The 13,174-nt window shown below is 46.3% G+C and carries 9 protein-coding genes; 4 read left to right on the top strand and 5 right to left on the bottom strand.

The features are described from left to right. Window positions 1–94 precede the first annotated feature (94 nt). Window positions 95–1,336 (top strand): NADH:ubiquinone reductase (Na(+)-transporting) subunit B, encoded by a 1,242-nt coding sequence (locus AB4482_RS18665; protein WP_372074896.1) that lies wholly within the window; start codon window positions 95–97, stop codon window positions 1,334–1,336. Between the two features lie 92 nt (window positions 1,337–1,428). Here AB4482_RS18665 and AB4482_RS18660 read toward each other — a convergent pair whose 3' ends face one another. The 4 genes from AB4482_RS18660 to AB4482_RS18645 form a co-directional block, all read right to left on the bottom strand. Then, on the bottom strand, window positions 1,429–1,680 hold the full coding sequence (locus AB4482_RS18660; protein ID WP_372074895.1) for a DUF6482 family protein: 252 nt from the start codon (window positions 1,678–1,680) through the stop codon (window positions 1,429–1,431). A gap of 141 nt (window positions 1,681–1,821) precedes the next feature. Continuing rightward, window positions 1,822–3,519, bottom strand: a complete 1,698-nt coding sequence (locus AB4482_RS18655) for a hypothetical protein (protein ID WP_372128495.1) — start codon at window positions 3,517–3,519, stop codon at window positions 1,822–1,824. Window positions 3,520–3,720: 201 nt separating this feature from the next. Next, complete coding sequence (gene gorA / locus AB4482_RS18650) at window positions 3,721–5,091, bottom strand: glutathione-disulfide reductase (RefSeq protein ID WP_372128496.1); 1,371 nt, start codon at window positions 5,089–5,091, stop codon at window positions 3,721–3,723. A gap of 187 nt (window positions 5,092–5,278) precedes the next feature. Continuing rightward, on the bottom strand, window positions 5,279–6,118 hold the full coding sequence (locus AB4482_RS18645; protein ID WP_048612424.1) for a 23S rRNA (adenine(2030)-N(6))-methyltransferase RlmJ: 840 nt from the start codon (window positions 6,116–6,118) through the stop codon (window positions 5,279–5,281). A gap of 279 nt (window positions 6,119–6,397) precedes the next feature. On the opposite strand from AB4482_RS18645, the gene prlC reads away from it, so the two are divergent. Continuing rightward, window positions 6,398–8,440 (top strand): oligopeptidase A, encoded by a 2,043-nt coding sequence (prlC, locus tag AB4482_RS18640; protein ID WP_372128497.1) that lies wholly within the window; start codon window positions 6,398–6,400, stop codon window positions 8,438–8,440. Between the two features lie 91 nt (window positions 8,441–8,531). Here prlC and asnC read toward each other — a convergent pair whose 3' ends face one another. After that, window positions 8,532–8,996 carry a transcriptional regulator AsnC gene (gene asnC / locus AB4482_RS18635; protein WP_008218581.1) on the bottom strand — a complete coding sequence of 155 codons (465 nt, stop codon included), beginning with the start codon at window positions 8,994–8,996 and terminating at the stop codon, window positions 8,532–8,534. A 126-nt stretch (window positions 8,997–9,122) separates the two neighbouring features. Here asnC and AB4482_RS18630 point away from each other — a divergent pair, with 126 nt between their 5' ends. Then, the gene (locus AB4482_RS18630; protein WP_372181417.1) at window positions 9,123–12,245 is read left to right on the top strand and encodes an EAL domain-containing protein; all 3,123 of its coding nucleotides are present in this window, start codon (window positions 9,123–9,125) and stop codon (window positions 12,243–12,245) included. A 112-nt stretch (window positions 12,246–12,357) separates the two neighbouring features. Continuing rightward, window positions 12,358–13,137, top strand: coding sequence for a class I SAM-dependent methyltransferase (locus AB4482_RS18625; RefSeq protein ID WP_017063046.1), 780 nt, complete (start codon window positions 12,358–12,360; stop codon window positions 13,135–13,137). Window positions 13,138–13,174 lie beyond the last annotated feature (37 nt).

The following is a 13,174-nucleotide window of genomic DNA, read 5'->3' as shown; positions in this document are numbered from 1 at the left end:
CAAGACGAATTTGATTAAAAATCGTTAAAAATTGTTCAAATAGTACGGTTGATGCGTAGAAAACCATAACTCAAGCAATAAGGTGATTGAGATTATGAGTTTAAAAAAACGATTAGAAGACGTGGCTCCACGCTTTGAAGCCGGTGGTAAGTACGAAAAGCTCTACCCAGTGTATGAAGCTTTCGCGACAATATTCTATACACCCGGAAACGTAAACCGCGGCATAACCCATGTTCGTGACAGCATTGACCTAAAGCGCATTATGATTTTGGTGTGGTTGGCGACCTTCCCGGCAATGTTCTGGGGAATGTATAGCGTCGGACACCAAAGCGTTCTCGCACTCACATCCAGTTATCAATTAAATGAACTTGCCTCGGTTATCGAGAGTAGCTGGCGTCTGTCGTGGGCATTTGGTGATGCGCAGTCATTGATGGCAAGTGGCTGGGCAAGTCAGATGTTGCTTGGTGCACTCTATTTCCTACCCGTTTATGCCACGGTGTTTGTAGTAGGTGGCGTCTGGGAGGTACTGTTTGCTGTCGTTCGTAAGCACGAAGTTAATGAAGGTTTTTTTGTTAGCTCTGTGCTGTTTGCACTCATCCTCCCGCCAACCATCCCGCTTTGGCAAGCCGCGTTAGGTATCACCTTTGGTATTGTTGTCGCCAAAGAGTTATTCGGCGGCACAGGGCGAAATTTCCTTAACCCAGCCCTTGCAGGACGCGCGTTCCTTTACTTTGCCTATCCCGCCAACATGTCCGGTGGGTTGGTATGGGTTGCTGCTGACGGCTATTCAGGCGCGACCCCACTGAGCCAATGGTATGAGGGGGGCAGCCCGTCACTCATCAATAATATGACTGGCGAGGCGATCACCTGGATGGATGCCTTTATCGGTAATATTCCAGGTTCGATGGGTGAGGTGTCGTCACTGCTTATCATGCTGACGGGGTTGATTTTGATTGTGATGAAGATAGCGTCTTGGCGCATTGTCGCCGGTGTGATTGTTGGGCTTGTGGCGACCTCGAGTTTACTGAACTGGATAGGGTCGGATACTAACTCGATGTTTTCGATGCCGTTTTACTGGCACTTTGTGTTGGGTGGTGTAGCGTTTGGTACCTTCTTCATGGCGACAGACCCAGTATCTGCCGCGTTTACCAATCAGAGTAAATGGGCCTATGGGATTTTGATCGGCGTGATGACGGTCGGCATCCGAGTGCTCAATCCTGCTTATCCAGAGGGCATTATGCTCGCTATCTTGTTCGCCAACCTGTTCGCTCCGCTATTCGACTTTGTAGTGAAAGAGCAGAACATTAAACGAAGACTTAAACGGACATCGCGCTAATCTAGGTGATTAAAAGTGAAAGTGACTCCCATAAGAAAGGCTTGCATTGATGCAAGCCTTTCAATTTTTATCGCGATTGATTTGAGGTTGATTTAACTCCACTTCAAATCAATCTCGAAAGGCTGTGTGCTACCACAATGCTCACCGCACATCTCGTCGTATGCACTGTTGTGTATCAGCATTGCTGACGATACGCCTTGATCACTGAAGTGGTCGCGGGCTTGGTTAACACTCAAAAACTTCATTGGGTGCTGGTGGTCGTCTTTGATTAACTGCTTTTGCTCGCCAATGATTTGGTAAGCCAAGTAGATCCCGCCTTCAAATGATTCAATGAGTAGATTCATAACAAACTCCATGTTGTTCTCGATAGTTCTTTGTTTCTGTATCTACGTTGATGGTTGTTTGAAGGTTCATGTGTGTTAAAAATGAAAAAACCAGAAGCTCAGCTTCTGGTTTATTAATAAGTCATCAAACTAACTCAAAGGTTAGTTGATTTTCTGCATGATGCTAACACGGCCTGTTGTTGATCCGTCTGGAGTCATTTTACGGCGAGTTAGCAACCCTTCATCCCAGTTAGTACCTGCTGGCTGATACTCCCATTTAATGATGTATTCTTGATTATTACCATTTGCATCAACAGGACATTTATCTCCTGAACCAGGAATATAACCATTGTCAGTATCATCACAGAAGCGCACGACTGAGTTTAGATCTGTCAGTGTTGCTTTTGATTCACGTCCTGAAATGTTAAACCACCAATAGTCAATTGCAGCAAGCTCTTTATAGGTATACTTCTTGCCTGAGTCTTCAAGATCTGCCGGTGAGTTTGCATTGCACTCTTTCCCTGATACGGTAGCGCCCTCAGAATCAAATACCATTCTCATGACAGCATTTTGTCCATCAGCGCAAATCTGAGTGGTATCCCAAGACCCAGTGAAATCCACGTACCTTTCGTCACTAGGTGTTTCTACGTGATAGTAGAAATTCAAACTTTCTTCGATACGCTTTGCTTTACTTGATTCGCTTGATGGGTCGCTTAACTCTGTTTTTGAACGAATTTGTGTGTATATTTTTGTAATTGGGTCATAGCTACCTGAAAGAGTTTCATATTGGTATGAAGGGGTTGCATCGCCTTCATCTCGATCATCTTCCAGTTTGTTTGGCGTGTAGTGGTTGAGGACTTGTTGATTCCCTTCAATGAAAGGTGCCCAACCGTAACTCTTTGGTTTAGGTGTGGTATTTTCTTTGCTTTTATCAAGTAGAAGGTAAGAAAACGGAGCGTTTAGGGTGAAGTCTGGGTTAGCTGTTTGATTGCAGCCTGCAGAACTCCCTGCCAATACACAGCTGATGTACTTTTCAGCGTCTGCGTATGACAATAAAGAGTCGCTGTCACTTACAGCAATAAGACCATTGGCTGAATCTTGATAAGTGAAGTAAGGCGTGCCACGTGTATGTTCAAACACAGCTTTAGGGAGCATTTTGTCAGCGTGAACTAACATTGTTTTGTCGTTAGGGCGGTTGTTTGGATCGTTAATATCATACTGTCTCACCATGATTGAGCGAATAAATTGCCCATTTTTCGCTACAAATGGATTGGCATCAGCGCTGCCGCGAACAGTCCCTGATTTTTCTCCGAATGCTTTCTCCATATGAGCCAATGCTTCAGATTCATTAGTAATTGAAGTGACTCCCATCGCTGTTAGGAAGTCTGTAACAGAATCACGGTCATCTAGACTTAGGTTTTTCATCTTCGCTAACGTCGCAGCATCAGGTTCGCGCAACGCATCTGGAATTGTCAGTACTTCATCAGAAGCGCTACCAAATTGGTTATCTAAAGACTGAAGTAGAATTGCTAAATTTAGAGCTCGGTCGTATTTGCCCGCCGCTTCAAATGGTGTCAGTACATCACGGTTTGATGCTGCCCCTACTTTCAAGCCATTTTCACCACCAATGAAGAAGGTCACCGTATCGTCAGACTTAGCGGTAAATTCGCCTTCGCTGTTTGTGATGCCCTTTGAACCAGAGCTAGTGCTGTAGTAGATACCTTCAACAGCGGCATCGATAAATTTGTTGGTTGTTGTTGATGGTTCTGTCGGTGTTGTGACACCTGAATTAGAACTGTCGCTACCACAACCTGTTAAAGCCACTGCAATCGCCGCTGCGAGAATACTCACTTTTTTCATTACTCGTACATCCTTTCTGTAATAGAGCTATTTGTTATTTTTATGCGTGTAATTTTATAGCGCGCGATTGTAGCGTGATCTTTCTTCCAAGTTAAGTGTGTAAAATGCTGTTTGGTTAATAAGCATTCAAACATACGGTAAAAAACACAAAAAGCCGACAGATGTCGGCTTTTTCATAATATTTCTTTGACTTACAAAGGTTTAACGCATGGTAACAAACTCTTCGCTGCCCGTTGGGTGAATCGCCACAACAGAGTCGAAGTCTGCTTTGGTTGCGCCCATCTTCATTGCAACGCCGAAGCCTTGAATCATTTCATCAACCGTGAAGCCGATGCCGTGTAGGCCAACGACAGTCTCTTCTTCGCCAGCACATACTAGCTTCATCTTACAAGGTTGACGGTGCTTGGTTACTGCTGTGTACATCGCAGTGAAGCCCGATGTGTAAACCTTGATGTTGTCTTTGCCGTACTTCTCTTCAGCTTCTTGGGTCGTAAGACCGATCGTGCCGATAGGTGGGTGGCTGAATACAACAGTAGGCACTAGCTTGTAGTCCATTTTTGCGTTGGTTTGACCGTTGAATAGACGTTCAGAAAGCTGACGACCTGCTTTAACAGCAACAGGAGTTAGCTCGATACCGCCTTCCATGATGTCGCCAACACAGTAGATGCCAGGAACATTAGTTGCTTGGAACTCGTCTACTTTGATGTAGCCACGGTCGTTAGTTGCAACGCCAGTTGATGCTAGGTTGATAGCGTCAGTTGCTGGGTGGCGACCGATAGCCCAGATTAGGTGGTCAACGTTTTGAGTGTTGCCGTTCTCTAGGTGTAGAGTCAGTGTGCCATCCGCTTCTTTCACAACTTCTTTAGGCACTGAGTGCGTGTGAAGTGTTGGACCTTCTGCTTCCATTACTTCTACTAGCGTTTCGATGATCATTGGATCGAAGCTACGTAGTGGAGATTCTTTACGACAGAACAAGTGTGTTTCTGTGCCTAGTGCGCTTAGTACACCTGCGATCTCAACTGCGATGTAGCCAGCACCGATAACCGCAACGCGTTTTGGTTGCTCCATTAGGTCGAAGAAGCCATTTGAGTCGATACCGTATTCTGCACCTGGGATGTTTGGAATTGTTGGACGACCACCTACCGCGATCAGGATGTGATCAGCGGTGTAGTGTTCACCGTTAACTTCAACGGTCTTTACGTCAACACCTTCCCCTGAAACAAAGCGCGCAAAGCCTTTGATTACGTTTATTTTGTTGTTACCAAGAACACGATCGTAAGATTGGTGGATACGACCAATGTACGCTTGACGGTTTTCAACCAGTTTGCCCCAGTTGAAGCCTTTTACGTCAACGTCGAAGCCGTAGTCTTTTGAATATAGGTTGATCGCTTCAGCAACTTGAGCGCCGTGCCACATAACCTTTTTAGGAACACAACCAACGTTTACACAAGTACCACCAAGGTCTTGAGCTTCGATAAGTGCAACTTTTGCACCGTGCATTGCTGCGCGGTTAGCTGATGCGATGCCGCCTGAACCGCCGCCGATACAGATGTAATCAAAATGAGTCGCCATTACTTTCTCCATTTATTGAAGGTTGTAGTCACAGTGAGAACACTGGATACCTACGTCCTATAGATTCTTAAATTGTCTAATTATTATATTGAGGGCAGATCGGTTGAACTCAATCTCCCTGTTTAAAATTTATTCGTCCACATCACAGTCTGTTGAAGATTCTTCAGTCTATGATGTGGACTCGAGATTACTCGGGTACGATCCACTCTACTTTGAAGTGACCGGTCGCCGGCGCAATTGCTTCCTTCAAGAATGGAAGAATCTCTTTCATTTGGCTTTCTAGCTTCCAAGGCGGGTTAATCACGATCATGCCTGATGCTGTCATGCCACGCTCGTTGGTGTCTGGTGATACGCCAAGTTCGATTTGTAGAATCTTGTTGATGCCTAAGCCTTCGAGACCTTCAATCATATCTTCGATATCACAGCGGTTTACTACCGGGTACCAAATTGCGTAGATACCAGTTGCCCAGCGCTTGTGGCTTTGAGCGATTGCAGTCACGACATCACGATACTCTTTTGCAAGCTCGTAAGGTGGGTCGATCAGTACTAAACCACGACGTTCTTTTGGTGGCAGGCTGCCCTTTAAGCGCTTAAAACCATCTTCTTTGTAGATAGATACCTGACGATCACGGTGGAACTCTTGCTCAAGCAGCGGGTGATCGGCTGGGTGAAGCTCAGTCAGTACCATGCGGTCTTGGTCACGCAGGTGTGCACGTGCAACACGTGGAGAACCTGGGTAGTAACGCAGTTTCTCGCCATTATTGAGAATGGAAATAGACTCAAGGTAGCTTTGAATGTCTTCAGGAAGGTCTTTTTGCTCCCAAACGCGGGCAATACCTTGCTTGTATTCACCGGTTTTTTCAGACCATTCATGCGTTAAGTCGTAACGACCTACACCAGAGTGAGTGTCATGATAAACAAAAGGCTTATCCTTCTGTTTCAAAGAATTAAGAATAAGGCTCTGTACGATATGCTTTACTACGTCGGCATGGTTGCCCGCGTGGAAGCTGTGGCGATAACTTAACAAATTAAACTCTCGTAACACTCTCGAATTAGAGTGTGGTTAGTGTAGGTGGGGTTAATCAGACTATTATAACCCTCAATGGACCATAAATTCTCGAACAATTCAGGAACAGTCGCTAGCAATATGCAGTTAGTTATTGGTTCTACTATTGAAATTTGCCTTTATGGGCACTATTTAATAACTATTCGCAGGTGATTTTTTAGGGCGAACTTTAGCCTGATGACTGTAAGACGACCTCATTACAAAAAAGACGAAAGTCTCTAAAGCCAAAGGAATGTTTATATGTCTAATCCGCTATTAACCTTCACGGACTTACCTCCGTTTTCACAGATCAAGCCAGAGCACGTAAAGCCTGCAGTTGAGCAAGTGATTGAAGCGTGTCGCAACAAGATAGAACAAGTACTTGAAGGTAATACTTCACCAAGCTGGGACAACCTAGTTGCTCCAATTGAAGAAGTGGATGATCGTTTAGGTCGCATTTGGTCACCTGTAAGCCATATGAACTCTGTCGTGAACAGTGACGAACTGCGTGAAGCGTATGAGAGCTGCTTACCTGTGCTATCTGAATACGGCACTTGGGTTGGCCAACACAAAGGCTTGTTCGAAGCGTATAAAGCGATCAAGGCGAGTGAAGCATTCTCTGCACTGAACCGAGCTCAACAAAAAACTATTACCGACGCACTGCGCGACTTTGAATTGTCGGGCATTGGCTTACCTGCAGATGAACAGCATCGTTACGGCGAGATCAGCAAGCGCCAGTCTGAGTTAGGCTCTCAATTCTCAAATAACGTGCTTGATGCAACCATGGGTTGGAGCAAGCAGATCACAGACGTAGCTGAGCTGGCAGGTATGCCTGAATCAGCACTGGCGGCAGCTCAAGCGGCGGCTGAGTCTAAAGAGCAACAAGGCTACCTACTGACTTTAGATATCCCATCATACCTACCTGTGATGACCTACTGTGATAACCAAGAACTGCGTAAAGAGCTTTACGAAGCTTACGTAACTCGCGCTTCAGATCGCGGTCCAAATGCGGGTAAGTGGGACAATACTGAGATCATCACTGAGCAACTTAAGCTGCGTCACGAGATCGCACGCATGCTTGGCTTTAGCACTTACAGCGAAAAATCTTTGTCGACTAAGATGGCAGAAACGCCAGACCAAGTACTTGGTTTCCTTAACGACCTAGCAGTAAAAGCCAAACCGCAAGGTGAGCGCGAAGTAGAAGAGCTACGCCAGTTTGCTGAGAAAGAATTTGGTGTCTCTGAGCTAAACCTGTGGGACATCGCTTACTACAGTGAGAAACAAAAACAGAAACTGTTCGAGATCTCTGATGAAGAGCTTCGTCCTTACTTCCCAGAATCTAATGTGGTTTCAGGTCTGTTTGAGGTACTGAACCGCGTGTTTGGTATGTCGGTAACAGAGCGTCAAGGCGTAGACACTTGGCATGAGTCAGTGCGTTTCTTTGATATCTTTGATGCGACTGGAACACTGCGTGGTAGCTTCTACCTAGATCTATACGCACGTGAACACAAACGTGGTGGCGCTTGGATGGATGACTGTCGTGGTCGTCGCATTACCGAATCTGGCGAGCTACAGACCCCGGTTGCTTACCTAACGTGTAACTTCAATAAGCCAGTTGGTGATAAGCCAGCACTGTTTACTCACGATGAAGTGGTGACCTTGTTCCACGAATTCGGTCACGGTATCCACCACATGCTGACGCAAGTAGAAGCGGGCGCAGTTGCGGGTATCAATGGCGTGCCTTGGGATGCGGTTGAATTACCAAGTCAGTTCCTAGAAAACTGGTGTTGGGAAGAAGAAGCGCTGTCGTTCATCTCTGGTCACTTCGAAACGGGTGAAGCGCTACCAAAAGAGATGCTAGAGAAGATGCTAGCGGCGAAGAACTTCCAATCTGCGATGTTTATCCTGCGTCAGCTAGAGCTTGGCTTGTTCGATTTCACGCTACACACAGAGTACGACCCTGAAGTCGGTGCTCGCGTACTAGAAACGCTAGCGGATGTTAAGTCTAAGGTATCGGTACTGCCAAGCCTAGATTGGAACCGTTTCTCACACAGCTTTGGTCATATCTTTGCTGGTGGTTACAGCGCGGGCTACTACAGCTACCTGTGGGCAGAAGTGCTATCGGCAGATGCGTTCTCAGCATTTGAAGAAGAGGGTATCTTCAACACTGAAACGGGTAATCGCTTCCTGAACAACATCCTTGAAATGGGTGGCAGTGAAGAGCCAATGGAGCTGTTCAAACGCTTCCGTGGTCGTGAGCCACAAATCGACGCAATGCTGCGCCACGCGGGAATCAACGCATAATCACGGTAACTATCTAGTTTATTGCGAAAAGAGCCTCTAGTTAGAGGCTCTTTTTTTGTCTGTGCGTTATGCCAAGCAAGGCGAATCAATGTTATGGATTCACATTGCGGTTGATAGGGTTCTGCAATGAAATCAGTGTCTCTGTCGACTGAACTTCATCGATCGCTTGCAGCTTATCGATCAATACAAACTGCAGCTCTTCTATCGACTTACACATCAGCTTTACAAAGATATTGTAAGCACCAGTGGTGTAGTACGCCTCAACCACTTCGTCTAAGGCATTCAGCTTAGCGATCGCCGAGTGGTAATCTTTGGCAGCATTAAGGTTGATGCCAATAAAGCAACACACGTCGTAACCCAGTTTTTTGGTGTTTACCACAACTTCCGTTCGCTCGATAATGTCTGCCGATCTCATCTTTTCGATGCGAACGTGAATCGTCGCAGGGCTGACATCGAACTGCTTTGCCATTTCAGCGTAAGGAGTTCGTGCATCTTCCATCAAGGTTTTGAGAATGGCACGGTCTAGATCATCTAGACGAGCTGTGGTTGTGGACATGCATAATCCTTAGGTTGAATGAAAAACATACCGGCTTGAGTACACATCATAGCCAAGGGTGATAATATTAGCAGTAACTATAGGGTTAGGGTGAATTCAGTGCGATTTTCGTTATTTTTTATTGTGATGTGTTGGAGTGTTTTTGCTTCAGCTCAGGCAAAAGATGTGTTGGTTATTCACTCTTATCATCAAGGCTTTTTCTGGACAGATGATTTCCATAAAGGACTATCTGATGAGCTCGATCGCGATGGGTTATCTTACCGGGTTGTTTATCTCGATACCAAGCGAACTCAAAACGCTGAATACTTAGAGCGAATTTATCAGCTATACCGCACTAAGCTGTCGCATGAAGAGTTTGCCGCTGTAGTCGTCAGTGATAATAACGCCCTCAATCTGATGAAACGCTTAGCGCCCGAACTCAATGGCACGCCCGTTATTTTTGGTGGCATCAACAATTTTTCTCCGCAAATGATTGAAGGCTTGCACGCAACCGGTATCACTGAAGATATTGATATGGCGAGCAATATTGAGCTGATCAATCGACTTCAATCGACGGTTAAAAAAGTTTACGTGGTTACCGATCACTCGGTAACGGGTGAAGCTATTCGCGCTCAAGTGGATTTATTTCTACAAAAACGCCCTGAGTTTTCTGGGATGGTGGAGCAATATACGCCTGATTCTTATCAAGAACTGATGACGTTCGCGCAACGCGCTGATCTAACTAAAAGCTTGTTGTTCTGGGCCTACTACCGCGACATCAATGGTCGGGTCAGCAGCAAAGAAGACTGGCGTCAGCTCAACAAAAAAACTCAGATGCCATTGTATATTGTGCATGATTTAGGACTTGGGTTTGGTGCGATTGGTGGCGTGATCCACAGTGGAGAAACGCAAGGTCGAGACACGGGGCGCGTGCTGTTGAGCGTGCTGAACAATCCTAAGGCTCCATTGCCATTGGTGGTTGCTGGCGCGCCAGAAATCAAACTCGATTACCAACAGATCTCACGTTGGGATTTGGGTGCAGAGAATGAAGCCTCAGTAACCTTCCTCAATAAGCCGAAGTCATTCTTAATGCGCTATCGCGATGAAATTCGCACCATCGGTTTAATGTTCTTGAGCATGTCGTGTGTTATCGCGGTGTTGGTGTATTACCTTAACCGTCTGAAGAAGAGCGAACGTGCAAGTCGCCAAAGCCAACGACTGTTGGAGTCGATATTTGATCAGAGCCTGCAATTTATGGGCATCATTGATAAGGGTGGCGTGCTGCTGTCGAGTAACAGCAAGTTACATGAGCTGCTTTATAATCAAGGCTATAAACTGGGAACGCCGCTGCAACAACACCAACATTGGGAAAGTTCTGCGCGAGAAGTGCTAGCCGAATATTTCATCGCAAAAAGTGAGCACCCAGCCTTACGATTTGAAGCCGAGGTGTGGTGTCGAGATCGCGGTGCGATGGTGTTGGATATTTCATTGAAGCCGATGCCGGGCAGTGAAGACGAAGACATTCAGTTTCTCTTTGAGGCGCGCGACGTGACCTCACGTAAGCTTGCTGAGAATAAGCTGTTCCAACGTGAAGCAAACTTGAAGCTGTATTACGACAAACAGCCGGTGATGATGATTACGCTCGATGGCAATAATCGCATTCAACAAGTGAACCAGTTTGCCGAAGAGCTTTTGGGATACCCTCTCGATCAGTTGTTGGGCCATCGCCCTAGAGAATTCTATGTTGATGAGAACGCGATGATTCCTCGTCATATCTTGCTGCAACCTCAGCATAAGATTCGTGGTGTGTGGCGTCGTGATATCGAATATCGCCATGCCGACGGCAGCAAGAGCTGGATTCGTGAAAATATCCGCCCGTTGGTGGAGTCTGATCAGCTGTTGATTGTGGGTGAAGACATCACCGAAACGCACGAGCTTTCTGAAAAGCTAGAGTATCAGGCTCGCTATGACCTACTGACTGACACCTTTAACCGCAACCACTTTGAGCAAGAGCTGCAAAAGGCGCTGAAAGAGGTTGAGAGCCACATGCGAACTCACGCAATGTTGTTCCTAGATTTGGATCAGCTGAAAGTGCTGAACGATACCGCAGGACATGAAGCGGGTGATGCTGCGATCTTGTTTAGCGCCAAACTGCTAGAAGAGGTACTGCCTTACAATGCGGTGTTAGCGCGAATGGGTGGTGATGAGTTTGCTGTGCTGATGAAAGACTGTACTGAACGAGATGCGGTGAATGTGTGTCGCAGTATTATCTCGATGATGAGTGAGAATCCATTCTTGTGGGATGATATTCGACTCAACCTGACGTGCTCTATCGGTATTCGATTGATCGACCATACAGCAGCTTCACCACAGATGGTGCACGCTCAGGCGGATGCAGCTTGTCATGCCGCTAAAGAAGAAGGTCGCAATCGCTATCATCTTTACCATCAAGATGATGAAGACCTGCGTCGTCGCCATCTTGAGATGGAGTGCGTTAACCTAGTGCATGAGGCCTTGGCTAACGATCGCTTAGAGTTGTTTGCGCAGCGAATTCTTGGCCTAGATGAAGACAGCGATAAAATGCACTTTGAAATCTTGGTCCGCATCAAGAACATCCAAGGGGAATACATCTCCCCGGGGATCTTCATGCCAGCCTCAGAGCGTTATAACATCGCGCATTTGATTGACCGCCAAGTCGTCAGTCAAACCTTGGGTTGGTTGGAGCAACGCCCTGAGGTTATTGAGGAACTGGGGATGTGTTCAATCAATCTTTCCGGTCACTCGATGGGTAACCGTGAGTTTGTCGAATTTTTGATAGATAGCCTGAGCGATTCATCGATACCGTGTCATAAGATTTGTTTAGAGATCACCGAAACAGCGGCCATGAGTAACATGAAGCAGGCGATCAAGTTCTTCACTCGAATCAAAGAGCTTGGCTGCATGATTGCATTGGATGATTTTGGCTCAGGGCTATCGTCATTTGGCTATCTGAAAAAGCTGCCTGTCGATATTGTGAAGATCGATGGCTTGTTTGTACGTGATATTGATGTGAATGAGATGGACCATGTAATGGTTCGCTCGATCAATGATCTTGCCAAGCAGATGGGCAAGCACACCGTGGCTGAGTTCGTTGAAAATACCCAGATTATCGACAAGCTTATCGAACTGGGTGTGAACTACGCGCAGGGCTACATCATAGGCCGACCTAAGCCACTCGCAGAGCTTGTTGAAGAGTTAAGACAAGAGCGAGAGACAGAGCCATTGGTTTAGGTAAGCCGACTTTAGCTGGGAATACTTTTCACCGCTAATATGTATTGTTGAGGCAATCAGGTAAACTGGTTGCCTCTTTTGTTTTGAATACTACTGTCTGTTGGAGACGACCTTGCAACTACAACTGATTTGCGAAGATGCTACCCAAATCGATCATTTGAATGACTTAGCGACCCGCTGGAACTTATCTCATGATGAAAGCAGTGATTTTGCTTTGGTACTGACTAGTGAGCGACTTGAGCTACGTAAAGTCGATGAGCCTAAGCTTGGCGCTATCTTTGTTGATTTAGTGGGAGGCGCTGTTGGTCACCGACGTAAGTTTGGCGGTGGTAAAGGTCAGGCGATTGCCAAAGCAGCTGGTTTAAACAAAGGCGCAACGCCAACTATTCTTGATGGTACTGCAGGCTTAGGGCGCGATGCGTTTGTGTTGGCTTCTCTAGGTTGTAAGGTGCAAATGGTCGAGCGTCACCCCGTTGTGGCCGCACTGCTTGATGATGGCTTGCAGCGAGCGCAACAAGACCCAGATATCGGTGGTTGGGTAACTGAACGCATGAAGTTGATTCACGCATCCAGTCACGATGCTTTAGACAAGCTCAGTAACGATCCTGACTTTGAACAACCTGATGTGGTGTACCTCGACCCAATGTACCCACACCCAGAGAACAAAAAGAAATCGGCTTTGGTTAAAAAAGAGATGCGCGTATTCCAATCTTTGGTGGGTGCCGATCTGGATGCTGATGGTCTATTTGAGCCGGCGATGAAATTGGCATCGAAGCGAGTTGTGGTTAAAAGACCGGATTACGCTGCTTGGTTAGACGAACAAAAACCGAGCATGGCGATCGAAACCAAAAAGAACCGTTTTGACGTCTATGTGAAAGCATCAATGACTTAATTGAAGCATCAATAACTTAGATACACGCTAAGAAAAT

The sequence above is a fragment of the Vibrio sp. 10N.222.55.C7 genome, assembly GCF_041473335.1.
GTDB classification, from domain to species: Bacteria; Pseudomonadota; Gammaproteobacteria; order Enterobacterales; family Vibrionaceae; genus Vibrio; species Vibrio crassostreae_C.
The sequence above is the reverse complement of the archived record's forward strand: the minus strand, read 5'-3'. Positions and strand labels throughout refer to the sequence as shown.